Below are 22453 nucleotides of genomic sequence, written 5' to 3' on the forward strand. Positions count from 1 at the left end.
TGCATTCTCAGGTTTGTGTTCCGTCTATTTGACGGCTTTCAGGTTCTGGTGGCGCAGGGTCTCGATCCGCGTGCGGATAGACGATTCAATACCTGCGGCGTCCAGGCCACATTCGGCCAGCAGCTCGCCGTGCTTGCCGTGGTCCATAAAGGTATCGGGCAGGCCCAGTTGAAGTACCGGCATGGTAACCAGGCGGCTGTTCAGGAATTCGGTCACGGCGCTGCCTGCACCACCGGCAATGGCGTTTTCTTCCAGGGTCACCAGTAGTTCATGCTGCTCGGCCAGCTCCAGCACCAGTTCTTCATCCAGGGGTTTTACGAAACGCATGTCTGCGACCGTCGCGCCGATGGCTTCTGCGGCCTCCAGAGCAGGCGCCAGCAGGGTGCCAAAGTTGAGGATGGCAACACCTTTGCCGTTGCGAATCCGGCGGCCCTTGCCAATCTCAAGCGGCGTCAGTTCCTGCTGAATTTCGGCACCGGGGCCTGTGCCACGCGGGTAGCGCACCGATGCCGGTCCTTCGTAGAGCATGCCGGTCTGGAGCATCTGGCGGGTTTCATTTTCGTCCGATGGTGTCATCACCACCATGTTCGGCACGCAGCGCAGGTAGCTGATGTCGAAAGCGCCAGCGTGGGTCGGGCCGTCTTCACCGACCAGGCCTGCGCGATCAATCGCGAACAGCACATCCAGGTTCTGGATAGCGACATCGTGAATCAGTTGATCGTAAGCCCGCTGCAGGAACGTCGAGTAGATGGCGACCACCGGCTTGGCGCCGTCACAGGCGAGCCCTGCGGCCAGCGTGACTGCGTGCTGTTCGGCGATGGCGACATCGAAGTAGCGTTCCGGGAAGCGCTGTGAGAATGCCAGCAGATCCGAGCCTTCACACATGGCCGGGGTGATGCCCACCACGCGCTCATCCTGTTCGGCGGAATCGCACAGCCATTGCCCGAAGACGTTGGCATATTTGGGCTTCTTCGGTTTCGGCTTGACCGGTTCGGGTTTACTGGGTGGAACCGGCTCGATCTTGTTGATGGCGTGATAGCCGATCGGATCGGCTTCAGCCGGGGCAAAACCCTTGCCTTTGGTCGTCACCACATGCAGGAACTGCGGACCTTCAAGTTCGCGGATGTTCTCCAGGGTTTCCACCAGCAGGGGCAGATCGTGGCCATCGATTGGGCCGATGTAGTTGAACCCCAGTTCCTCGAACAGTGTGCCAGGGGCAATCATGCCCTTGAAGTGTTCCTCGGTCTTCTTGGCCAGCGCCATCAGGTGTGGCGCTCCCTGCAGAACCTTCTTGCTGCTATCGCGGACCTGATTGTAGGTCCGACTGGACAGCAGTTTGGCAAAGTAGTTGGACAGCCCGCCAACGTTCCGGGAAATCGACATGTCATTGTCGTTGAGGATCACCAGCATGTCGGCGTGCAGGTGACCGGCGTGGTTCAGTGCCTCGAACGCCATGCCGGCGGTCATGGCGCCGTCACCAATAACGGCAATGCTCTTTCGACCGGTCTGCTGCAGGCGTGCTGCGATCGCCATGCCCAGCGCTGCGCTGATGGAAGTGCTGGAATGGCCGACGCCAAAGGTGTCGTAGTCGCTTTCGGCCCGTTTCGGGAAGCCGGCCAGACCGCCTTTGCGGCGGATGCTTCCCATGGACTCTTTCCGTCCGGTCAGGATCTTGTGGGGGTAGGCCTGATGGCCGACGTCCCACACCAGGCGGTCGCTCGGCGTATCAAAGACGTAGTGAAGGGCGACGGTAAGCTCAAGCACGCCCAGGCCGGCCCCGAAATGACCGCCAGTCTGGCCCACTGACCATAACAGAAAGGCCCTGAGCTCCCGGGCCAGCCGGGTCAGCTGTTCCGGGGCCAGCTCTCTGAGCTGGGCCGGTTCGTCAATCCGGTCCAGAAGCGGCGTATTGGGCCGCTGTGACGGGATTTCCTTGAAAATATAAGTGTCCTGCATCTGCTCGGGTCTTTTCCGGTACGTTCAGTAACTGACTGGCATTATAAGGGAACAGGGGAAGCTGTTTCACACAAAGCGGGCCAGTTGTTACGAAAATATTTACGGCCAGTGTGCGCCTTCGGAGCGCCGGGATTCAATGGGTTCTTGCCACCACGTAATCGGCCATTGCCCGCAGGGGGTCTGCTTCGGGACCAAACGCCTGCAAACTTTGCTGGGCCTGTTCCAGCAGATTGGCCAGGTGCTCCCTGGCGCCTTCCAGGCCAAGCAGGGCGGGGTAGGTGGGTTTGGCGCGGGCGGCATCCGAGCCCTGGGGTTTGCCAATGACCGTTGTATCGCCCTCGATGTCCAGAAGGTCATCCTGAACCTGGAAGGCCAGGCCCAGGGCTTTGGCATACTGGGTCAGGGAAGCCAGGGCCTGTTCGTCGACCGACGGCGCCGTCAGGGCGCCAATTCGCACGCTGGTTTCGATAAGGGCGCCAGTCTTGTGGCGGTGCATGGTTTCAAGTTGCGCCAGGGCCAGGGTTTTGCCGACGGACTCCAGATCGATGGCCTGGCCACCAACCATTCCTCCGTGGCCACTTGCCCGGGCCAGTTCCCGGACCATGATCAGACGCACCGATTCAGACAGTCCCGGCGCTTCGGCAAGCCAGCCAAAAGCCAGTGCCTGCAGGGCATCGCCAGCAAGGATGGCGGTGGCTTCGTCGAAGGCAATGTGGGTAGTGGGCCGTCCGCGGCGCAATTCATCGTCATCCATGGCCGGCAGGTCATCGTGGATCAGCGAGTAGGCGTGGATCAGTTCCACTGAGCAGGCCGGGATCAGGGCCTCGTCACCGGTTTGTCCCATTGCCTTTGCCGCTGCAAGACACAGTGCCGGCCGGATTCGCTTGCCACCGCCCAGCACGCTGTAGCGCATGGCTTCCTGCAGCCGGCCAGAGGCGGAATCACGGGTAATGCACCGGTCCAGTTCCGCATCGACGCGGGCCCGGCAGGTTTCCAGAAAATCAGAGGCAAGCAGGTTCTTTCCGGACATCAGTCAGCATCATCCGGTGAGAACGGGAGGGTTTCCAGGGTGCCGTCGCTGTTCTGGACCAGTTGTTCGACCCGTTGCTCGGCGCTCTTCAACGCCTGCTGGCATTCACGGGTCAGCTTTACACCCCGCTCGAACGCCGTCAGGGACTGTTCCAGGGACAGCTCGCCCTGCTCCAGATCGCGAACCAGCTTTTCCAGTTCATCAAGAGACTTCTCAAAATCAGCTATCGATGTGGCGCCTTGTTCACCGGCCATCAGGGGCCCTCCGATCGGGTGGCAGAATTTCGCGGATTATACCAGAGCCAGATCGCTATCGCCGCCAGTGGAAGTGACGTCGTTCACCGGTCCGGGCATCCGGACCCCAGTTCTGTTCCGTCACCTCGATTTCACCGCTGGCTGAAACGGTCACCACGGTGGTTGCCCGTGTGCCGTAGTCCGAACCCACGATGAATGGCGACGACAGAAAGCGTTCCGTCTCCAGGCCAACGCCTGTATCGGGCAGCATATGGTCTGGCGCGGGCGTGCTGTCCTGGAGCAGCGGAATCAGCTCGTTGTGCAGTTTTGCCGCATCCCGTCCGGCGGCGGCAATGGTATCTCCCGCAGCCTGCCGGAGGCGCAGAAGCTTGGGCCAGGGCGTCTGCAACAGATGATTGCTCAGTCCGTAGACCCCACGGTGGATTTGTCGGCCCGGATGGGCATCCCGATTGCTGAAATACCATCCGTCTGCTGTGGTCAGCTGCACCAGGTTGAAGCCGGAAAACTGGTCGGCGGTGTCGAGCAGATAGCGTTCAAGATGCTCCCGGGAATCAGTGAGTGCCCGCAAAGGCAGTTCACCACGACTGATACGGCCGGTTTCCGGTGCCCCTTCCCGGACGTTGGTCACGGCGCTGACCTCTCCCGCGGTATTAATCGCAAGCCAGGTGCCACCGGAGAGCAGGTCACGGCCGGCAAGCACTCGGGTACCGGATTCGGTGGTCCACCAGTCCATGGCGGCCGTCGGGCGGCGGAAAAATTCATCCCGATTGGCGGCAACCACCAATGGGAAATGAGGGTTCTGGCCAACGGCGAAAGCGATCAGGCACATGGTGTAGGAGTGGGCTCCCGGATTTAATGAAGTTGACTCTTGCGCTGTGTATCATACCAGCCTTGGTTTCCCGGGTGCGGCTCAAACAATGACTCTGTTTTACGTAATAGCTTCTTATCTGGCCCTCGGTGCCCTGGCAGGCACCGTGGCGGGGCTGTTCGGCATTGGTGGCGGGCTGATTATCGTGCCCGTGTTGATGTTCACCTTTGGTCTGCAGGGAATCGACCCGGATATCATTCCCCATCTGGCCGTAGGCACCTCGCTCGCGACCATCGTGTTCACCTCGGTTAGCTCCATTCGCTCCCATAACAAGCACGGTGCGGTGCGCTGGGATCTGTTCCGGCCCATGACGGTCGGGATTATTGGCGGCGCCCTGGTTGGCGCCTGGACGGCATCCCTGATGAGCGGGCGCGCGCTCGAACTGGTCATCGGCATTTTTGTCATTCTGGTGGGGCTGAAAATGTTTTTCCAGGTTGACCCCAAGCCGGGTCGCGACGTTCCCGGGGTGGCAGGCCTCGGCGTCGCCGGTGGTTTTATCGGCTGGGGGTCGGCGATTTTCGGAATCGGCGGGGGAACCCTTACGGTGCCTTACCTGAGCTGGTGTAACGTGCGGATGCAGCAGGCGGTCGGTACATCTGCTGCCTGTGGCCTGCCCATCGCCGTGTCCGGTGCGCTGGGTAACATCTGGACCGGGTGGCATCATCCCGCAGTGCCGGAACTGAGCGCCGGCTTCATTTATCTGCCTGCGCTCATAGGTATCATTCTCACCAGCGTTTTCTTTGCCCGGGTTGGCGCCAATCTGGCCCATCGGCTGAACCCGCAGATTCTCAAGCGTACGTTCTCCATCATGCTCCTGCTGGTGGGTCTCCGTTTTCTCCTGAGCTGAGAGGTAGTTGATGCTGCAGCATCCCCAGATTGATCCGGTGGCCATTGCCATCGGCCCCCTCAAGATCCACTGGTACGGTCTGACTTATCTGTTCGGTTTTCTAGCCGGCTGGTGGCTTGGACGCATTCGCACCCGCAAGCCTTGGTCGCCTATCAACGAAGAGCAGATGGGCGACCTTCTGTTTTACCTGGCCCTGGGGGTCATCCTGGGCGGCCGCTTCGGCTATGTCCTGTTCTACAACTTTGACGCCTTCCTGGCGGACCCGCTCTGGCTGCTGCGGGTCTGGGAAGGGGGCATGTCTTTCCACGGCGGTTTGCTGGGCGTGATGTTTGCCATGTGGTGGTATGGCCGCAAGGTGGGCAGCGGATTCTGGCGCCTGGCCGACTTCGTGGCGCCGCTGGTGCCCCTTGGACTCGGTGCAGGGCGGATCGGCAACTTTATTAACGGCGAGTTGTGGGGCAAGCCCACTGACGTTGCCTGGGGTATGGCGTTTCGAACGGCTCCGGATTCTCTCGCCCGTCATCCCTCCCAGCTTTACCAGTTTGCCCTGGAAGGCGTTGCCCTGTTCGTGATCCTGTGGTGGTTCTCATCCCGGCAGCGCCCGACCATGGCGGTTTCCGGTCTGTTCCTCATCTGCTACGGCGTGTTCCGCTTCCTGGTGGAATTCGTGCGTCAGCCGGATCCGCAGCTGGGCTATCTTGCCTTTGACTGGCTTACCATGGGACAGGTACTGTCCTTCCCGATGATCGTTGCCGGCGCCGCCCTGATGTTTATTGCCTACCGGAGACAAGCCCGATGAAAGCCTATCTCGACCTTATGCAAGACGTTGTTGATAACGGATTCGACAAGGGAGACCGCACCGGTGTCGGAACCCGGTCGGTGTTTGGCCGTCAGATTCGCTTCAACCTGCAGGAGGGCTTCCCTCTGGTAACTACCAAAAAGGTCCACCTGCGCAGTATCATCTACGAATTGCTCTGGTTTCTCCGCGGCTCCACTGACAACACCTGGCTTCAGGAGCGCAAAGTCTCGATCTGGAACGAGTGGGCATTGGAAAATGGTGATCTCGGGCCGATCTATGGCAAACAATGGCGCAGCTGGCAGTGCCCCAATGGCGAGGTGGTTGACCAGATCAGCGAAGTGATCGAGCAGATTCGCACCAAACCGAATTCCCGCAGGCTGATCGTGTCCGCCTGGAATCCCGCTGAGCTTCCGGATGAGTCCATCGGTCCCCAGGATAACGTTCGCGAGGGGCGAATGGCGCTGGCGCCCTGCCACTGTCTGTTCCAGTTCTACGTGGCGGACGGCAAGCTGTCCTGCCAGCTATACCAGCGCAGCGCCGACCTGTTCCTGGGCGTGCCTTTTAATATTGCCTCGTACGCCTTGCTGACGCACATGATTGCCCAGCAGTGTGATCTGGATGTCGGTGAGTTTGTGCATACCTTCGGCGACTGTCATCTCTACCAGAACCATCTGACCGATGACATCGTCTTCGAACAGTTGAAGCGCGAGCCCCGCGCGTTGCCGACGTTGGTGATCAAACGCAAACCCGCGAGTATCTTCGAGTACGAACTGGAAGACTTCGACTTTGAGGGCTATGACCCCTACCCGGGCATCAAGGCGCCGATTGCCATCTGACCGAACCCCGAAGAGGCCAGTACATGAGAAAAGCCCTGATCGTTGCCATGTCCCGTAACCGGGTCATCGGCCGCAATAACAATCTGCCCTGGTATCTGCCGGGTGACCTTCGTTATTTCAAGCAGGCCACCATGGGCAAGCCCATCATCATGGGTCGGAAGACCTGGGATTCCATCGGTCGGCCGCTGCCGGGGCGGATGAACGTGGTGATCTCGCGCAACGAAGCCTGGGAAGCACCAACCGGAACAGTGGCTGCGAAGTCTTTGCCCGAAGCGCTGGTGAAGGCCGAGGCGCAGGCGGAGCTGGAAGGTGGTGACGAAGTGATGATTATCGGTGGCGGGCAGATCTACGCCGAGGCATTGCCGATGGTTGATCGGATGTACATCACCCAGGTGCACGCTGAGGTGGACGGCGATACGTTTTTTCCGGAAGTAAACTGGGATGAGTGGGAAGAAATCGGACGGGAGGATTTCTCCGCGTCCGATAACAACCCTTACGACTACAGTTTCGTGGTCTATCAGCGTCAGGCTTAAGCCTGACGAGGCGGACGCTTGCCTGCGGGCTTGCCGCCGCCCTTGCCGGGCGGTTTGCCTCGACCACCGGGGCCGCCACGACCCTTCGGGCCACCTTTCTTGAAACCGCCTTTCGGGCCCTTGCGATTCTCGCTCGGACGACCGCCGCCACCTTTACGATCACGGCGGGGAGGTGTTGCCGACACGGTTGGCAAGGCCTCTGGTTGCTCGAGGGGCAGGGAGCCTGGCTGAGCTGCTTCCATCCAGCAGGCGAGGGCGCCGGCTACCATGGCCATGTCCATGTCATTGCGCTCGGCGATTTCGTCCAGCAGCGACATCGCCTTTGCCAACTTCTTGTCTTCCGCAAAGCCCAGAAGTTGGGACTCGAACTGCTGCTCCCTCATTTTCTTGAGCTCGACGGGAGACGGCAACTCGTAAGCTTCCATCGGCGAGTTCGTTGCGCGTTCAAGCGTTCGCAGCCAACTGCGCTCGCGCGGTGTTACCAGCAGGATCGCCTTGCCTTCGCGACCGGCACGACCAGTACGACCAACCCGATGGATGTACGCTTCAGTGTCGTAGGGAACGTCGTAGTTGATGACGTGCGTGATACGGGACACGTCCAGACCGCGTGCTGCCACGTCTGTGGCAATGATAATGTCTTTCTTTCCGCGCTTCAGGTCTTCAACCGTTTGTTCACGCTGGCGTTGGTTCAGGTCACCGCTCAGGGGCGCGACCGCATGGCCCCGGGCAGAAAGCTTTTCGGCCAGCATGGTGGTTTCCGCTTTGGTGCGCACAAAAATAATGGCGGCATCAATCGGCTCAACTTCCAGAATGCGGGTCAGGGCATCCAGCTTGCGCTCAGCATAGACCGGCAGAACGAACTGGGAGATACGCTCGACAGTGCGGGTTTCGCTTTCAATGCGAACTTCTGTGGCGTTGCGCAGGTAGGTCTGGGCCACTTTCTTGATCTGCGGCGGCATGGTGGCGGAGAACAATGCCCGTTGGCAGTTCTCCGGCGTCTTCGCCAGGATCGCTTCCACGTCGTCGATAAAGCCCATGCGCAGCATTTCGTCGGCTTCATCAAGAACCAGCGCTTTCAGGCTGTCCAGCTTCAGGGTGCCTTTGCGCAGGTGGTCGAGCATCCGGCCCGGCGTGCCCACGATCACCTGGGCACCGCGACGCAGGCCCTTGATCTGGGGATAAAAGTCCTGGCCACCGTAAATGGGCAGAACGTGGAAATTCCGGAACTTGCTGGCGTAGGTGGTAAACGCTTCCGCCACCTGGATGGCAAGTTCCCGTGTTGGGGCCAGAACCAGAATCTGGGGATCGGTAACAGAGGCGTCAATCCGGCTCAGGAGGGGCAATGCAAATGCCGCGGTCTTGCCGGTTCCGGTCTGGGCAACGCCCAGCAGATGGTTACCGGCCAGCAGCGCGGGGATCGCCTGGGCCTGGATGGGTGACGGGGTTTCGTAGCCAACGGCGGACACAGCTTCAAGTACGGCTGGATCCAGCCCCAGTTCGGCAAAGGACAATTCAGACATTGATTCACTCGGAATTCGGGAGGTAGAGCATTGCCGGGCAATGCATGTTGTGCCGACATTATAGCGGCTTTGTTGCTGCTTTAATACGCAAAACCCCGGCGAGGCTATAGGTAGTTGCCGGGGACAGGCCATTGCGTTGCCATCCGATCTTGGGCACTCTTCGTAGCTATCCCGATAGGTTGCTAACAGGAACTCGAAATGACCTTTGACGAATTATTGCGGGCGGCTCGTGGCAGTGAGGAGCTGACCATGCCCGAGAGCTGGTCCCAGGGCAGAGCCACCTTTGGCGGTCTCACGGCAGCGTTGATGTTTGAGCGCATGGAAAAACTTGTCGCCGAGGGCCGTGCGATGAGGTCATTGCAAGTATCATTCGTGGGGCCGGTGGAGCCGGAAGTCCCCGCCAGTTTCGAGGCCGAGATTCTGCGTGAGGGAAAAGCGGTCAGTCAGGTACAGGGCCGCATTGTCCAGAAGGGTGAACCCCGGCTGGTCTGCCTGGCCACCGGCGGTTCTGCCCTATGTAAAACAGCGGGTGAGGACCAGTTCCCTGAGCTGGGCGCTGGATATTGTACATCCGAGGCCGGTTATGGAGCCGGGTGACTGGCTCCTGTACAAGGTTTCCATTGATCAGGCGGGTGCCGGTTATGGTCACACCCAGGCCGGAATCTGGACCGCCAGAGGCGAGCTCGTGGCGCTGAGTCGCCAGACGGTAACGGTCTTCGGTTGACGGAAATGGCGGCTCAGGCCGCCATTTCCGATTTCAGAGCATCGATGATGATACGGGCGAAATCTTCCGGTGAATCTTCCTGGAGAAAGTGCCCGCCTCTGAGTGTGATATGAGGTTGTCCGTGGGCACCGGGAATCCGGCGCTGCATGTGCCTGTCGCCGCCCCGGGTAATCGGGTCGCCACTGCTGAAGCAGGTGATGAAGGGCTTCTTCCACTTCTCCAGGACCTGCCAGGCCGCCTTGTTGGCGTCGCTGTCCGGTGTATCCGGTTCCGTCGGAACCAGTTTTGGAAACGCCCTGGCTCCGGCCTTGAACTCTGCTGACGGGAATGGGGCTTCGTAAGCGGCAATTTCAGCTTTGCTCAGGGTGCGATCGGTGCCCAGTTGCACGATACGACCGACCGGGAACCAGGGGCTGTGGGTGGCAAATGCCTTCCACATGGAAAATACCGCTGGAACAGGCGTTTCGCCGGTCGGCAGCATGCCGTTTCCGACGATGATTCGGCTGAATCGCTGACGGTGTTCCGCGGCCAGTCGCAGGCCCAGCAACGATCCCCAGTTCTGGCACACAAGGGTGATATTGGTCAGGTTGAGCTGTTCAAGCCAACTGGCCAGCCACGTGAGATGGCGGCCGTAACTGTAGTCTGTAACCGACGCCGGCTTGTCGGATTTGCCGAAGCCGATCAGATCCGGGGCCAACACCCGGTGACCGGCCTCGGCCACCAGAGGGATCATGTGCCGGTACAGGTAGGACCAGGATGGTTCGCCGTGGAGCATGAGAACCGGCGAGGCGTTTCTAGGGCCTTCGTCAACGTAGTGCATCCGGAGACCCGGTTCTACGTCAAGATGGTTTGGAGCAAAGGGGTAATCCGGAAGACCTGCGAAGCGGGCTTCATCGGTTCTCAGAATACGCATGCCATCGACTGTCCTGACTGATTGGTTGCGTGATTGCCGGGCGGCATCCGGTGCTCATAGTGCCCTACTACAATCGTCGAAGATCAGGATAAAGCAGATGGAAATTTTGTGTGTTTGAGTTGCGTAACAGAGCGTTGTGGCTTTGAATCAGGACGCAATGCCAAACAGGCGTTCGGGGTTGTCAACGCGGGCCAGAGCGTCATCGCAACAATTGACGGCGCCGCAATCGTCGGCTGAGCAAAGGCCAATGGTCTGGCACTCCATGTTCTGGTGCTGGTCGCCCTCATTCCGGAAAATCCGGGCCCTGGAGAGAATCGAGTGGCAGTGGCCACAAAGGAGTGTGGGAACCGCGCTGCCTTCAGCAAGAAGTGCTGTGTATTGATGTTGTTCAGTCATAAATATCCTCCTGATACTGCCCAACATATGGGCCAAGTATGACATTTCAAAGTCGGGATGCCGGTGTTATACGGCTTAACTGTCAGGATCGACCAGTGGCCGACGGTTGGAGCGCTTGTCATCCCAGTCAAGCTCCTTGGGGTCATACCAGCCGATTGCCCCCAGCACTCTCTCCCGAGTCTGTGGCGACAGGGTAGGCCACAGCTCCTGGAAGTCCTCGAGGCCGAGCTCCCTCTGCTTCATCTGCTTGCTCTGGAGCCGGTTGATAATGCGTGGTAGCTGCAGGGCCTCGCCTAGCTGACCCGGCACCATGACTTCCTGACCCATCACTTTGCGCCGGTGCGTTCGGGCGGCCAGAACCTTGCGCAACTCGGTGGCCGCATCCAGGGCTGTTTCGATGGTGAAGGTTTCCAGTTCCAACAACATGACCTGTCTATTAGTTGATCAACAACCGTCCACTATAACCCGAAGACAGCTACAGTGGCCACGCCAGCGTGGTAGGGTAGAATGACTCGTTATATCGCAGAACCAACATCAGGGAACCGCATAATCTATGTACGCAAAACTTGAAACACGGACTTTTCTGGCGTTGCTGGTCGGCGTTTCCCTTGCCTTTGTTTTTCTTATGAAGCCCTTTTTCGGGCCCATATTCTGGGCGGTCGCCATCGCCCTGATTTTCCACCCGGTGCAGCAACTGCTGGAGCGGAAACTCGGGGACAGGCCCAATGTAAATGCACTGATTACCCTGTGTATCTGCATGTTCATCGTGGTTATCCCGGTTCTGGTACTGGTGACCTCATTGGTTGCCGAGGGCGTCGCGCTTTATCAGCAGATCCAGAGTGGTGAAATACGCCCCGGGGAATACATAGATCGGGTCAACCAGTCGTTCCCCGCCATCCAGGCCTTCCTGGCACAGTTTGATATCAGCTTTGCCGAGCTGAGGGACCGAGCCGTGAGTATCTTTGTCGGAGGAAGCCAGTTCCTGGGCAGGCAGGCGCTGGGCGTGGGCCAGAATACCTTCCAGTTTTTCCTGGGCCTGGCCTTGATGGTGTATCTGGCGTTCTTTCTGCTTCGGGATGGCCGTGCGCTGGTCGAGCTGATGATTCGGGCTCTGCCGCTGGGCGATGAGCGGGAGCGGTTGCTGTTTGCCAAGTTTGCGGAGGTGACCCGCGCGACCGTCAAGGGCAACCTGCTGATTGCCATCATCCAGGGGGCTCTGGGCGGGCTGATTTTCTGGATCCTGGGCATCAGCGGTGCGTTGCTCTGGGGTGTGGTTATGGCGATCGTATCGCTGTTGCCGGCTGTGGGTGCGGCGTTGGTCTGGGTGCCGGCAGCCATCTACCTGGCGGCCGTGGGCGATGTTGTCGAAGCGGTGGTGCTGACAGCCTTTGGCGTGGTGGTCATCGGGTTGGCAGACAACCTGCTGCGCCCGGTACTGGTTGGTCGTGATACCAAACTGCCGGACTACATTGTTCTGTTGTCGACCCTTGGGGGCATTGTCATGTTCGGCATCAACGGATTCGTAATGGGACCGCTGGTAGCTGCACTGTTTATGGCGTTCTGGGGCATTTTCATCCGCGAATTCAGCGAAGAAGCCCACCGCCCAGCCGCTTCTGCGGACGAAGAGACCCCTGCGCAAAGCAAGAAAACGGGACATGATGTCCCGTAAGGCGACATGCGACAAAAGTATGGTAGTCTTTTAACCGTTTGCCCCAGCCTGTGGAGATAGGCACCACACAACAAGAAAGAAACGGATATCGATGAGATATCAGGAGTTAGCAGGTGAGTACCATGAGAAACGCAACAACCCGATTGGGACGCCTGGCCGCAGCGGCCGGATTGGCGGTCACACTGGGCTTTGCCCCTGCAGCCTTCGCGGATGAGATCGTTGCACTCAAGAACGCGCTCTACGGAGCAGGATACGACATTACCAATGTCAGCCCGCAGATGGATGACTCAACCCGGTCCGCGCTAACCCGGTTCCAGCAGGATAATGGTCTTCAGGCCACGGGAAATCTGGACGATCCGACCAAGGAAGCCTTGGGTATGATATCGGTTCAGGTTGCCGCTTCGGCACCGTCACAGTCCGCCGCAGCCAGCAGCGCGCCGGCTCAGGAGTCGGCTTCTTCCGCGGCAGAAACCTCGGCCCCGGAGCCTGAGCAGGATGACGCCATTGAAGAAGAGGAAGATGGCGGCTGGTCGCTCTGGTAATCGGAGTTTCCTGAACAAAAAAGCCCGGCGAGATGTCCCGCCGGGCTTTTTTGTTGGTTCAGGATCTCAGTGCTCAGTCGAGCTTTTCGAGATCCCTAACGGCGCCCTTATCGGCGCTCGTGGCCAGTAGCGCATAGGCTTTCAGGGCTGCAGACACCTTGCGGTCCCGTGGCAGTTCCGGTTTCCAGCCCTTGGCGTCCCTGGCTTTCCGGCGACGATCCAGTTCGGGCTGATCCAGCTCCACGTTGATGCTCCGGTTCGGAATGTCGATGCGGATTGTGTCGCCATTTTCGATCAGGCCAATGGCTCCGCCGGCGGCCGCTTCCGGCGACGCGTGGCCGATGGACAGGCCCGACGTGCCGCCAGAGAAACGTCCGTCCGTCAGTAGCGCGCAGTCTTTGCCGAGTCCCTTGGATTTCAGGTAGCTGGTCGGATACAGCATTTCCTGCATGCCCGGTCCGCCACGGGGCCCTTCGTAACGGATGATGACAACCTCGCCCGGCTTGACCTCGTCAGAGAGAATTCCGGCAACGGCGGAATCCTGACTCTCGAATACCCTTGCCTTGCCTTCGAACACGAAGATGCTCTCGTCTACGCCCGCAGTCTTGACCACGCAGCCGTCCAGGGCAATATTGCCATAGAGTACGGCCAGGCCGCCTTCGGAACTATAGGCATTCTCAACCGAACGGATGCAGCCGGTTTCCCGGTCACCGTCCAGGGTTGGCCAGCGGGTGCTCTGGGAGAAGGCGGTCTGCGTGGGAATGCCGGCGGGACCGGCCTTGTAGAACTCGACCACTTCGGTGGGCGGCGACCTCATGATATCCCAGGTCTCGAGCGCTTCTCGCATGGTCTTGCTGTGCACGGTGGGAAGGTCGGTATTGATCAGACCGCCCCGTTCCAGCTCGCCGAGAATGCCCATGATACCGCCGGCCCGGTGCACATCTTCCATGTGATATTTGGGTGAGTTCGGAGCCACTTTGCAGAGTTGCGGAACACGACGTGACAGCTGGTCGATCTCGTTCAGGGTGAACGGAACACCGCCTTCCTGGGCAGCCGCCAGCAAGTGAAGGATGGTGTTCGTTGAGCCGCCCATGGCGATGTCCATGACCATGGCGTTTTCAAAAGCCGCCATTGAAGCAATGCTCAACGGCAGTACGCTGGCGTCATCCTCCTCGTAATAGCGCCGCGCATTCTCCACAATCTGTCGACCGGCTTTGAGGAACAGCTGCTCCCGATCGGCGTGCGTTGCCAGGAGTGAACCGTTGCCCGGCAGCGCCAGACCGATGGCTTCGGTGAGGCAGTTCATGGAGTTGGCGGTGAACATGCCGGAACAGGAGCCACAGGTCGGACAGGCGCTGCGCTCATACTCTTCCACCTGTTCGTCGGAGGCATTGGGATCTGCAGCAATGACCATGGCGTCCACCAGGTCGAGCTTGTGCTCCGACAGTTTGGTCTTGCCTGCTTCCATGGGGCCGCCGGAGACGAAAATCGTGGGGATGTTGAGGCGCATGGCAGCCATCAGCATGCCCGGGGTGATCTTGTCGCAGTTGGAAATACACACAAGCGCATCGGCACAGTGGGCATTGACCATGTACTCTACGGAGTCGGCGATGATTTCCCGGGATGGCAGGGAGTACAGCATGCCGTCATGGCCCATGGCGATGCCGTCGTCGACCGCGATGGTGTTGAATTCCTTTGCAACACCCCCGGCGGACTCGATTTCGCGGCACACCAGTTGCCCGAGGTCCTTAAGGTGCACGTGGCCGGGCACGAACTGGGTGAAAGAGTTGGCAACCGCGATGATCGGTTTGCCGAAGTCGCCGTCTTTCATGCCGGTGGCGCGCCAGAGGGCACGGGCGCCGGCCATGTTGCGGCCTGCGGTGGAGGTCCGCGAACGATACTGAGGCATGGGGTTCTTTTCTCTCTGTTGTTACCTGATGACGTTGATCAAAAAAACAGAGGATACCAGATTAGACTCCGGGCGCATGGTTGTTTTCAGAGCCTCTGTTTACAATAGTTAACACAGTTGCCAACTTATTTTCCGGTTTGATCCGACAAGGAGTATGCCTATGGCCGGCCAGGAAAGCCTGCCGCTTCGTCGCCTTAAAGAGTTCCAGCCTTTGAACCGGCTGACCGATGACCAGTTGGTTTTGCTTGCCAGCCGGGCCGAGCGTCGTACCCATGGGCCCGGGCAGAGGGTTCTGGAACGTGGTGTCCGTGACGGTCTCGATTTTTTCCTGGTGGCAGGAAAGATTGAGCTTGAGTCCGTGGATGGCCGAAAAACGATCATCGAAGCCGAAACAGAGAAAGCCCAGAACCCGATTGCCAGACTCCAGCCACGGATGTACGACGTTACAGCCGTCAAACCCTCGGAATTCCTGGTCGTCGAGCAGGACATCCTTAACCAGTTGCTGCGATCGGCGCCTGTCGAACAGGTTGAGATGGATTCAGGTGAAGGCAATGGAGGGCTCGAGAGCGAGGAACATCACCTGCTGATGGAATTCCTGTCGGAGCTGAGATCGAACCAGGTGAAGCTTCCCAGTGTGCCGGATGTGGCCTGGAAGGTCCGGCGGGCGGTAGATCGCGAGGAGTCGACGGCGGATCAGGTGGCCCTTGCCGTATCGGCCGACCCGGCGATGGCGGCCAAGCTCGTTCGCGCCTGTAACAGCCCGCTATATCGCGGATTCAGTGATGTCCGGAATGTCCGGGAAGCAGTGGTCCGTTTGGGCATGCGCACCACCCGCCAGCTGGTGACGGTGTTTTCCATGCGTGAGGTGTTCAAGACTCGTCAGGCGTCGCTTCAGAAAGAGATGGAAAAGCTTTGGCGTCACTCTCGTGAAGTGGCTGCCCTTTGCTGGGTCCTGGCGGATCACGCCACCAAATTGAATCCGGAGGAGGCGTTGCTGGCGGGTCTGCTCCATGATATCGGCGTGGTACCGATCCTGGTCCAGGCGGAACATCATGTGAATCTCTTTGCCGATGAGGCCAACCTCAGCCATGCAATCCGCGAACTCAGGGCGGATGTGGGTACGGCGGTTCTGGAGAACTGGTCGTTCCCGCCGGCGTTCGTTGAGGCAGTCCGTCATGCCGAGGACTGGGGCTATGAATGCCGAGAGACATCCCCCCAATTGGTGGATGTGGTTATCGTGGCGCAATTGCATTCGATGATCGGTTCCAGCCAGAATGCCGAGCTTCCCCCGTTCGACCAGGTGCCGGCGTATCGGCGTCTGGGCGAGCTTGAACTCAATGCTTCTCGCAGTTTGCAGCTTCTGACGGAGGCCAGGGCCCGGGTCGACGAAGTTCAGCAATTGCTGTCCATCCGGTGATTGTCCGGGCTGTGTAAACTGTGGAGTCTGCTTTCCGGTGACTGTTGCACTTATGAATGTACCTTTGTTCCCCCTGAATTCCATCGTCCTGCCCAGGGGGAGGATTCCCTTGCAGCTGTTCGAGCCGCGCTACATCGACATGCTGACCCGTTGTCTCAAGGAGGATCGTGGGTTCGTTGTGGTGCTGTTGCAGGAAGGCGGAGAGGCCGGGCGCACCGCCGCCTTCTACGATATCGGCACCTATGTACGTATTATTGATTTCCAGCAGCTGGAAAACGGCCTTCTGGGGATTACCGTTGAGGGCGAATCCAAGGTCTCCGTGGTCCGCAGCTGGCAGCAGGAAGACGGCCTGAATGTGGGGGACGTCGAGTGCCTGATTGAAGAGGCAGAGAGTGAGGTGCCGGAGCGTTTCAGCGAGTTGCCCTCGGTTCTGAAGGCGTTGTTTCGTCATCCGGTCATCCGGGACCTGAACATGGACATTGACTATGGTGATGCCCGGGATGTTGGCTGGCGGCTCACGGAACTTCTGCCCCTGGACAAACAGGAGAAGCAGAAGCTGGTGGAATTGCAGGACCCTCTGGAGCGGCTCACCCGGCTACAGGGGCTTCTGGAGGCGCTGGAAGAAGGCTAGGTGCCAGCAACCGGCCTGAAGTTCAGAACCGCCTGATCCCAGGACAGCAGGATGTAGGCTCCCGTAAGGATTAACCAAACCACCGCTGCACCAACGATGGTGATATCCGGCGCCAACGGAACCTTGTCATAGCGGCTGTAACTGGCCCGCACCGCACCGGTAACGGCCAGGGCAAGCAGCAGTCCTCCAATCACATCGGTGAACCAGTGCACCCCAAGGTAGAGTCGGCTCAAAGCCACGGGCACCAGTGGCAGCGAGAGCAGCACGTAGTATTGCCAACGTCTCCGATGCCTGCTTTCGCCGGCGACGAAACTTGCCAGCAGCGTCACCAGCAGGGTGATGCCCGCCGTGTGACCACTGGGAAAAGCGCCGGAATTCGGCGGGCCCATGACTTCATCTGGCCGGGGCACGCCCAGCAGCGCCTTCAGGCCCCAGACCAGAACCACCGTCACTGCGATAGCCGCCAGAACATGGATGGCCGCGGCGTAATAGCCCCGGAATAGCAGTGCCGCGCAGGCGAGCACTCCGGCGGTCATTAACACCGGCGCGTCACCCAGCAGGGTAATGGCAATGAAGGGACCGTCCAGCAGAGGTTGCCGGAGTTGCTCAAACCAGAGAAGGGTGGCCTGATCGAACCCATCCAGGAGGCTGGTGGCGGTAGCCAACTGCCCCCAGATCAGAAGTAGTGCGGAGGCACCCAGCGCCAGCATGAATGAGGCCAGCGGGAATTCGCCCTCCCGGGCCGGCCGTTGATTCGTGTACAAGCGCCAGAAACGGTTCGTAGCCTCGTACTGCGCCATCCACTGCTTCAGCCAGCGGTAGAAACGGCTGTCCTCCCCGAGCCCCAGCTGAAACCTCAACAGCACGAAATAGACCACCGTCAGGGCGGCTAGGCTGATGCCGATGACCGCGTAAAAATGCGCCGGAGGCCTGATATCACTGGCCAGGGCACTGCCCACCAGAAACCCCGGGAAGATGTAGACTGGCGCCCAGGCAACAGCGGAGCCGATGTTGAAAGCCAGAAAGCGTCGCCAGGACATCATCAGGGCCCCGGCCACGAGCGGGATGATCGGTCTGACCGGGCCGACGAAGCGGCCGATGATCACACTCTTGCCGCCGTGACGCTTGAAGAAGCGCTCCCCGGTACCGATGATTTTTGGATAGCGGCTCAGTGGCCAGGCGGTTGTCAGGCGCCCCTGCAGCAGTCGCCCCAGGCCAAAACTTGCCGTGTCGCCGGCGATGGCCCCAAGGCCCGCCCAAAGCAGTGCTTCCGCAAGCGGCATGCCGGTCTCCCCCGCCAATACGGCGACGGCAAACAGGATGGCGACACCCGGGACAATAATGCCGGCTATAGCGAGTGATTCGATGAAGGCAGTCGTAAACAGGGCTGTTGCCAGCCAGCCGGGATGCAGGCTGAGCCATGCCGACAGATCGTTCAGCCAGGCACTGCTCATGTTTCGATGGTTTCTCCCGGGCTGAACCAGACCGAATCCGTACCGCGTCTGCGAGCTTCTTCCATGGCCTGGTGGGCCCGGTCCCTGAGTGTGTCGGTACGGGTGTCGCCACTGCCGCGGGTGGTGCAGCCGAGGCTTACTGTGGCTTTGCCAACCACCGGCCAGTGGTGTTCGGCAATGGTGCGGCGAATCCGCTCGGCAATCACTCGCACGCCTTCTTCCGGAGTAAACGGCAGGATCAGGAAAAACTCCGAGTCTTTCAGTGTGTACAGGGTATCGCCGGCTCGAATCACGCCGAAGAGGTGCTCGGTCATATCCCTGAACAGGCCCTGAACCTGGTCCCTGCCGTGAAGGTCGGCCACTTCGTCGGCGTAATCAATGCTCAGGTCGATGACGGACAGGCAGTGCCCCGTGGCGATGGCACGGCTGATCTCTTTCTGAAGGGTTTCATCCAGAAAGCGGGCATTATGGGCGCCAGTCACCGGATCGGTAATGGCGAAATCCTCTGCCGACTGGGCCATGTGGTCATAGTGCCAGATGTACAGGGCTGCAACCGCCAGAAGGATGAACAGGCCCCCCGTGATGGCAATGGCGTCAGCCGGTGCCTTTTCGAGGAACAGGATGATCGACATGGGTACCAGCAGCAGGAGCGATAGCCCGACGCCCTGACGCAGGGGCAGGATAAGCAGATTCAGCACCAGCAGGGGCATGGCCCAGTGGCTGATGCCAGGGGCATCCATGGTCAGTAGCGCTGCCAGCATGCCACTGTTCAGGCCGGAGAGGATGACCAGGTGCCCGGGGGCCGACAGCTGGTGCCGGCGGCAAATGATGGTGTAAACGGCACCCGCGAGGGTCAGAACAGCCATCCCTGAGGCCAGGTAAAAGAGTTCGTAGAAACCATAGCGGAGGTTCTGCATCGCCAGGGTGAAAATGAACAGGCAGGCGATGCCGTAGCCAAAGGCATGTGTCCAGGTTCTCAGTCGGGTCTCTGTCATGCCACTGGCCCCTCTGCCCGAGGCTGGCTTGGTTGTGCCGGCTGCGACCATGAACTGTAGGCCTGGCTTCGGTTGCCTCCCTGCTGCTGGGCCCGGCGCAGGGCATTCGCGGCACTCTGCTGCAGACTGTTGGCATCGTCACCGATATTCAGGCCGGCGATACCGGTGCTGACGGTCAGGTTCATACCGTGGGATTCCAGAAGCGTTGCCAGGCCCTTGCGGATCGTCTCGGCGCGGGCGATCGCGTCGCTGGTGGAAATGCCCGGCAGGATCACCAGAAACTGCAGGTCCGCGACCCGGTAGTAGGTGTCGAAATCACGGATCTGGGAATGCAGGTAGCGACCAATGCGGGGAAGAATCGAGCGGATGTCCTCATCCGGTTCGTCATCGCTCAAATGGGTGTCCAGCCCGATCATGATAATCGACATATCGGTGCCCTCCCGCTCACTGCGCTGGATTTCCTTGTGCAGGTCGGCAGACAGGTATTCCCGGCTGGCTGCCTGGGTCAGCTCGTCGGTACGGCGCAACGGCGCGAGTTGACGGGTCTTGTAATCCCGCAGGAAGACCAGCAACGCCGAAAGCAGCAGGGTAAGAAGAAAGGCGCTGATCATCTGGTGGCGGTCGGCAAGGCCTACCGCCCATTGTGTCGCGATCATTGCCAGTACAGCGATGATCAGTGTTACCACGGCTGCGGCCGCTGGCGGAACCAGGGCGAAAGCAACCAAAGGCAGCGCGTAAAGCCAGTGGCTCAGGATCCATGGGCCGGTCCAGAAACTGGCCAGCAGTATCAGCAGAAGCACGACAAAGAAAGCCTGCTGGATTCTCGGCCAGGGCTGGTGGACCCGGTTGGGGTGGAACGTCTTTCCGGCAATGACAACACCTGCCGCGGCAGCCGCGGCTGCGGCAACCATGGGTTCGCCCAGCACGGCGCAAAGGGTCGCAATGGCGATCAGGGCCACGAAGCCCGCTCGCGACAACTTGCTCAACAGGAATTTTTCGGCCATCTGGGCCATGGTGTCCTTCCTTTTCCCGAACTCCCTTGAAAAACCGTCCCCGGGGAACCTTTATAGGTCCGAGTATGGCATATCGCAGCGGTATAATATCTGTTTGGGATGCGTACTTGAAACGGGAAAGGTAAAGTTAGGCCCTGATTCCTGATTCCGCTTGAAAACAGAAAGGTATTTGAATGGATATTGCAGCGTACATGGCTGAGGTTGGGCAGCAGGCCCGTGCAGCGGCAACCGGAGTGGCTCGTTCGACCACCGCCGTGCGTAATCAGGCGCTCCTGGCGACGGCCGAGGCCCTGGATGCAGCCCGGGAAGAGCTGGCCCTCGCCAATGGCAAGGATCTGCAGATGGGCCGGGAAAATGGCCTGGATGCGGCGATGCTTGACCGGCTGGAGCTGACACCCCAGCGAATCGATACCATGATTGAGGGCCTGCGCCAGGTGGCCTCCCTGCCAGACCCGATCGGTGCCATCACCGACATGAACTACCGGCCCTCCGGTATCCAGGTGGGCAAGATGCGTGTTCCGCTGGGCGTCATCGGTATTATTTACGAGTCCCGTCCCAACGTGACGGTCGAGGCTGCGAGTCTGTGCCTCAAGTCGGGCAATGCGACCATTCTCCGGGGCGGCTCAGAGTCCATTCATTCCAACCAGGCCATTGCCCGCTGTCTTTCCGTGGGGCTCGCGAAAGCGGGACTGCCCGAGAATGCGGTGCAGGTGATCAAGACAACGGACCGCGCTGCGGTCGGAGAGTTGATCACCATGCCGGACTACGTTGATGTGATTGTGCCCAGGGGCGGCAAGGGGCTGATCGAGCGCATCAGCCGCGATGCCCGGGTGCCTGTTATCAAACACCTTGATGGCGTCTGCCATGTCTACATCGATAGCCATGCCGATCCGGAAAAGGCGCTGAAGGTGGCGATCAACGCCAAAACCCACCGGTACGGAACCTGCAACACCATGGAAACCCTATTGGTGGATGCAGAAATCGCCGAGGATATCCTGCCTCTGCTGGCCCAGGCTTTTGTTGAAAAAGGCGTGGAATTGCGGGGCTGCGAGCGGACACGGGCCATCGTCGAAGGCGTGGTAGAAGCTACCGAGGCAGACTGGGAAGCCGAATATCTGGCTCCGGTCCTGGCAGTGCGTGTGGTTGACGGCCTGGAAGGCGCCATTGCCCATATCAACCGCTACAGCTCCCAGCATACCGACAGCATCATTACTGAGAACTACACGCGGGCACGGCGCTTCATCACGGAGGTGGATTCCAGTTCGGTGATGGTCAATGCCTCCACGCGCTTCGCCGATGGGTTCGAGTATGGTCTGGGGGCCGAAATCGGCATCTCCACTGACAAGATCCACGCCCGGGGACCGGTGGGGCTGGAAGGCCTCACATCCCAGAAATACGTGGTCTTCGGTGACGGGCACATCCGGACCTGATGCCCATGCATGTCATTTATGGGGGGACCTTCGACCCGGTGCATCATGGCCATCTCAGGCTTTCGCTGGAAATCAGCGATCGTCTTGGCGTGGATTACGTCAGCCTGGTGCCCTGTCATATTCCGCCGCACCGGGGGCAAACCGGGGCGTCTTCCAGTCAGCGCCTGGAGTTGTTGAGGCTGGCAGTGGCCGGTGAGCCCCAGTTGCGGATTGACGACCGTGAGCTCTCACGGGAAGGAGCGTCCTACACCGCCGATACCCTTCGCCAACTCCGGGCCGAGCTTGGCCCGGATGAACCCCTGGTGATGGTGGTTGGCACGGACGCATTTGCTGGCTTCGATCGCTGGCGGGAATGGCAGCAGATTCCGGGTCTGGCGCATGTGGTTGTGGTCCGTCGGCCGGGCCCGGCATTGGACCCATCCTCCGAACCGGCCCGATTACTGGCAGAGCGTGGTGTGGAAAGCCCGGAGGCCCTGCATGACAGCCCCTGCGGCTGCGTTCTCGAGCTGGATCCACCCTTGCTGGATGTTTCCGCGACCGGTATTCGGGAGCGTATCGGTGACGGCCGTTCGCCACGCTATCTGGTGCCTGACTCGGTCTGGACAGAAATTCGCCGCCAGGGGCTCTATGGAGCATGCCCTGACGGGAACTTTTAGTGCTACAATCGCGTCTGAATATGACATTTCGGGCGGCCATACCGGCAAACGCCCGTCCAAC

At 59.9% G+C, this 22453-nt stretch carries 22 protein-coding genes and 1 pseudogene; 11 read left to right on the forward strand and 12 right to left on the reverse strand.

Going from position 1 to position 22453, the window contains the following annotated elements:
* Window positions 1–24: 24 nt before the first annotated feature.
* The 4 genes from dxs to ACP86_RS14330 all read right to left on the reverse strand — a co-directional run bounded on the left by dxs (window position 25) and on the right by ACP86_RS14330 (window position 4069).
* Window positions 25–1956, reverse strand: coding sequence for a 1-deoxy-D-xylulose-5-phosphate synthase (dxs, locus tag ACP86_RS14315; protein ID WP_053114565.1), 1932 nt, complete (start codon window positions 1954–1956; stop codon window positions 25–27).
* Between the two features lie 133 nt (window positions 1957–2089).
* Window positions 2090–2986 (reverse strand): (2E,6E)-farnesyl diphosphate synthase, encoded by an 897-nt coding sequence (gene ispA / locus ACP86_RS14320; RefSeq protein ID WP_014576115.1) that lies wholly within the window; start codon window positions 2984–2986, stop codon window positions 2090–2092.
* Complete coding sequence (locus ACP86_RS14325) at window positions 2986–3240, reverse strand: exodeoxyribonuclease VII small subunit (RefSeq protein ID WP_053114566.1); 255 nt, start codon at window positions 3238–3240, stop codon at window positions 2986–2988. The genes ispA and ACP86_RS14325 overlap by 1 nt, the downstream gene beginning before the upstream one ends.
* A 55-nt stretch (window positions 3241–3295) precedes the next feature.
* Window positions 3296–4069 carry an NRDE family protein gene (locus ACP86_RS14330; protein ID WP_053114567.1) on the reverse strand — a complete coding sequence of 258 codons (774 nt, stop codon included), beginning with the start codon at window positions 4067–4069 and terminating at the stop codon, window positions 3296–3298.
* An 88-nt stretch (window positions 4070–4157) separates the two neighbouring features.
* Here ACP86_RS14330 and ACP86_RS14335 point away from each other — a divergent pair, with 88 nt between their 5' ends.
* From ACP86_RS14335 to ACP86_RS14350, 4 genes are read left to right on the forward strand one after another with little or no spacing between them, the layout of a single operon-like run.
* Window positions 4158–4955 carry a sulfite exporter TauE/SafE family protein gene (locus ACP86_RS14335; RefSeq protein ID WP_041646103.1) on the forward strand — a complete coding sequence of 266 codons (798 nt, stop codon included), beginning with the start codon at window positions 4158–4160 and terminating at the stop codon, window positions 4953–4955.
* A gap of 10 nt (window positions 4956–4965) precedes the next feature.
* Entirely contained in the window at window positions 4966–5754 is a 789-nt protein-coding gene (lgt, locus tag ACP86_RS14340; RefSeq protein WP_053114568.1) for a prolipoprotein diacylglyceryl transferase, read from the forward strand.
* Entirely contained in the window at window positions 5751–6590 is an 840-nt protein-coding gene (locus ACP86_RS14345) for a thymidylate synthase (protein ID WP_053114569.1), read from the forward strand. Before lgt ends, ACP86_RS14345 begins: the two co-directional genes overlap by 4 nt.
* Window positions 6591–6613: 23 nt before the next feature.
* Complete coding sequence (locus ACP86_RS14350) at window positions 6614–7123, forward strand: dihydrofolate reductase (RefSeq protein WP_053114570.1); 510 nt, start codon at window positions 6614–6616, stop codon at window positions 7121–7123.
* Here ACP86_RS14350 and ACP86_RS14355 read toward each other — a convergent pair.
* Entirely contained in the window at window positions 7120–8643 is a 1524-nt protein-coding gene (locus tag ACP86_RS14355; RefSeq protein ID WP_053114571.1) for a DEAD/DEAH box helicase, read from the reverse strand. The two genes, ACP86_RS14350 and ACP86_RS14355, sit on opposite strands and share 4 nt — an antisense overlap.
* 198 nt (window positions 8644–8841) lie before the next feature.
* Here ACP86_RS14355 and ACP86_RS14360 point away from each other — a divergent pair.
* Window positions 8842–9367 (forward strand): annotated as a pseudogene (locus ACP86_RS14360) (acyl-CoA thioesterase).
* A gap of 13 nt (window positions 9368–9380) precedes the next feature.
* On the opposite strand, the gene ACP86_RS14365 reads toward ACP86_RS14360, so the two are convergent.
* From ACP86_RS14365 to ACP86_RS14375, 3 genes are all read right to left on the reverse strand, one after another.
* Entirely contained in the window at window positions 9381–10280 is a 900-nt protein-coding gene (locus ACP86_RS14365) for a haloalkane dehalogenase (protein WP_008176462.1), read from the reverse strand.
* Between the two features lie 147 nt (window positions 10281–10427).
* Window positions 10428–10676, reverse strand: coding sequence for a hypothetical protein (locus ACP86_RS14370; protein ID WP_008176460.1), 249 nt, complete (start codon window positions 10674–10676; stop codon window positions 10428–10430).
* Window positions 10677–10751: 75 nt separating this feature from the next.
* A complete protein-coding gene (locus ACP86_RS14375; RefSeq protein WP_008176458.1) occupies window positions 10752–11102 on the reverse strand; it encodes a hypothetical protein in 351 nt (116 codons plus the stop codon).
* Between the two features lie 127 nt (window positions 11103–11229).
* On the opposite strand from ACP86_RS14375, the gene ACP86_RS14380 reads away from it, so the two are divergent.
* Window positions 11230–12345, forward strand: a complete 1116-nt coding sequence (locus ACP86_RS14380) for an AI-2E family transporter (RefSeq protein ID WP_008176456.1) — start codon at window positions 11230–11232, stop codon at window positions 12343–12345.
* 122 nt (window positions 12346–12467) lie between these two features.
* Window positions 12468–12887: a peptidoglycan-binding domain-containing protein gene (locus tag ACP86_RS14385; RefSeq protein WP_008176454.1), complete on the forward strand. Its 420-nt coding sequence runs from the start codon at window positions 12468–12470 to the stop codon at window positions 12885–12887.
* Window positions 12888–12960: 73 nt separating this feature from the next.
* Here the strand turns inward: ACP86_RS14385 and ilvD are convergent, their stop codons facing one another.
* Complete coding sequence (ilvD, locus tag ACP86_RS14390; RefSeq protein ID WP_053114573.1) at window positions 12961–14796, reverse strand: dihydroxy-acid dehydratase; 1836 nt, start codon at window positions 14794–14796, stop codon at window positions 12961–12963.
* A gap of 160 nt (window positions 14797–14956) precedes the next feature.
* Between ilvD and ACP86_RS14395 the strand changes: the two genes are divergently transcribed.
* Complete coding sequence (locus ACP86_RS14395) at window positions 14957–16213, forward strand: HDOD domain-containing protein (protein ID WP_008176449.1); 1257 nt, start codon at window positions 14957–14959, stop codon at window positions 16211–16213.
* Between the two features lie 52 nt (window positions 16214–16265).
* Window positions 16266–16844: an LON peptidase substrate-binding domain-containing protein gene (locus ACP86_RS14400; RefSeq protein ID WP_039882136.1), complete on the forward strand. Its 579-nt coding sequence runs from the start codon at window positions 16266–16268 to the stop codon at window positions 16842–16844.
* On the opposite strand, the gene ACP86_RS14405 is transcribed toward ACP86_RS14400, so the two are convergent.
* The 3 genes from ACP86_RS14405 to ACP86_RS14415 are packed head-to-tail and all read right to left on the reverse strand — an operon-like array spanning window position 16841 to window position 20306.
* Window positions 16841–18298 carry a bifunctional DedA family/phosphatase PAP2 family protein gene (locus ACP86_RS14405; protein WP_053114574.1) on the reverse strand — a complete coding sequence of 486 codons (1458 nt, stop codon included), beginning with the start codon at window positions 18296–18298 and terminating at the stop codon, window positions 16841–16843. The two genes, ACP86_RS14400 and ACP86_RS14405, sit on opposite strands and share 4 nt — an antisense overlap.
* Window positions 18295–19293 carry a GGDEF domain-containing protein gene (locus ACP86_RS14410; RefSeq protein WP_053114575.1) on the reverse strand — a complete coding sequence of 333 codons (999 nt, stop codon included), beginning with the start codon at window positions 19291–19293 and terminating at the stop codon, window positions 18295–18297. Before ACP86_RS14410 ends, ACP86_RS14405 begins: the two co-directional genes overlap by 4 nt.
* Window positions 19290–20306, reverse strand: coding sequence for a GGDEF domain-containing protein (locus ACP86_RS14415; protein WP_053114576.1), 1017 nt, complete (start codon window positions 20304–20306; stop codon window positions 19290–19292). The genes ACP86_RS14410 and ACP86_RS14415 overlap by 4 nt, the downstream gene beginning before the upstream one ends.
* Window positions 20307–20479: 173 nt before the next feature.
* Between ACP86_RS14415 and ACP86_RS14420 the strand changes: the two genes are divergently transcribed.
* The gene (locus ACP86_RS14420; protein WP_053114577.1) at window positions 20480–21736 is read left to right on the forward strand and encodes a glutamate-5-semialdehyde dehydrogenase; all 1257 of its coding nucleotides are present in this window, start codon (window positions 20480–20482) and stop codon (window positions 21734–21736) included.
* Window positions 21737–21741: 5 nt separating this feature from the next.
* On the forward strand, window positions 21742–22392 hold the full coding sequence (gene nadD / locus ACP86_RS14425) for a nicotinate-nucleotide adenylyltransferase (protein WP_053114578.1): 651 nt from the start codon (window positions 21742–21744) through the stop codon (window positions 22390–22392).
* Window positions 22393–22453 lie beyond the last annotated feature (61 nt).

Source organism: Marinobacter sp. CP1, from assembly GCF_001266795.1.
Taxonomy (GTDB): Bacteria; Pseudomonadota; Gammaproteobacteria; order Pseudomonadales; family Oleiphilaceae; genus Marinobacter; species Marinobacter flavimaris.

Coding starts and splice junctions, on each gene's coding strand:
- dxs (WP_053114565.1), bottom strand. CDS start 1,956: ATGCAGGACACTTATATTTTCAAGGAAATCCCGTCACAGCGGCCCAAT.
- lgt (WP_053114568.1), top strand. CDS start 4,966: ATGCTGCAGCATCCCCAGATTGATCCGGTGGCCATTGCCATCGGCCCC.
- ACP86_RS14420 (WP_053114577.1), top strand. CDS start 20,480: ATGGATATTGCAGCGTACATGGCTGAGGTTGGGCAGCAGGCCCGTGCA.
- ACP86_RS14330 (WP_053114567.1), bottom strand. CDS start 4,069: ATGTGCCTGATCGCTTTCGCCGTTGGCCAGAACCCTCATTTCCCATTG.
- ilvD (WP_053114573.1), bottom strand. CDS start 14,796: ATGCCTCAGTATCGTTCGCGGACCTCCACCGCAGGCCGCAACATGGCC.
- ACP86_RS14365 (WP_008176462.1), bottom strand. CDS start 10,280: ATGCGTATTCTGAGAACCGATGAAGCCCGCTTCGCAGGTCTTCCGGAT.
- ACP86_RS14395 (WP_008176449.1), top strand. CDS start 14,957: ATGGCCGGCCAGGAAAGCCTGCCGCTTCGTCGCCTTAAAGAGTTCCAG.
- ACP86_RS14400 (WP_039882136.1), top strand. CDS start 16,266: ATGAATGTACCTTTGTTCCCCCTGAATTCCATCGTCCTGCCCAGGGGG.
- ACP86_RS14350 (WP_053114570.1), top strand. CDS start 6,614: ATGAGAAAAGCCCTGATCGTTGCCATGTCCCGTAACCGGGTCATCGGC.
- ACP86_RS14385 (WP_008176454.1), top strand. CDS start 12,468: ATGAGAAACGCAACAACCCGATTGGGACGCCTGGCCGCAGCGGCCGGA.
- ACP86_RS14410 (WP_053114575.1), bottom strand. CDS start 19,293: ATGACAGAGACCCGACTGAGAACCTGGACACATGCCTTTGGCTACGGC.
- ACP86_RS14375 (WP_008176458.1), bottom strand. CDS start 11,102: ATGTTGTTGGAACTGGAAACCTTCACCATCGAAACAGCCCTGGATGCG.
- ACP86_RS14405 (WP_053114574.1), bottom strand. CDS start 18,298: ATGAGCAGTGCCTGGCTGAACGATCTGTCGGCATGGCTCAGCCTGCAT.
- ACP86_RS14370 (WP_008176460.1), bottom strand. CDS start 10,676: ATGACTGAACAACATCAATACACAGCACTTCTTGCTGAAGGCAGCGCG.
- ACP86_RS14345 (WP_053114569.1), top strand. CDS start 5,751: ATGAAAGCCTATCTCGACCTTATGCAAGACGTTGTTGATAACGGATTC.
- nadD (WP_053114578.1), top strand. CDS start 21,742: ATGCATGTCATTTATGGGGGGACCTTCGACCCGGTGCATCATGGCCAT.
- ACP86_RS14335 (WP_041646103.1), top strand. CDS start 4,158: ATGACTCTGTTTTACGTAATAGCTTCTTATCTGGCCCTCGGTGCCCTG.
- ACP86_RS14355 (WP_053114571.1), bottom strand. CDS start 8,643: ATGTCTGAATTGTCCTTTGCCGAACTGGGGCTGGATCCAGCCGTACTT.
- ACP86_RS14380 (WP_008176456.1), top strand. CDS start 11,230: ATGTACGCAAAACTTGAAACACGGACTTTTCTGGCGTTGCTGGTCGGC.
- ispA (WP_014576115.1), bottom strand. CDS start 2,986: ATGTCCGGAAAGAACCTGCTTGCCTCTGATTTTCTGGAAACCTGCCGG.
- ACP86_RS14325 (WP_053114566.1), bottom strand. CDS start 3,240: ATGGCCGGTGAACAAGGCGCCACATCGATAGCTGATTTTGAGAAGTCT.
- ACP86_RS14415 (WP_053114576.1), bottom strand. CDS start 20,306: ATGGCCCAGATGGCCGAAAAATTCCTGTTGAGCAAGTTGTCGCGAGCG.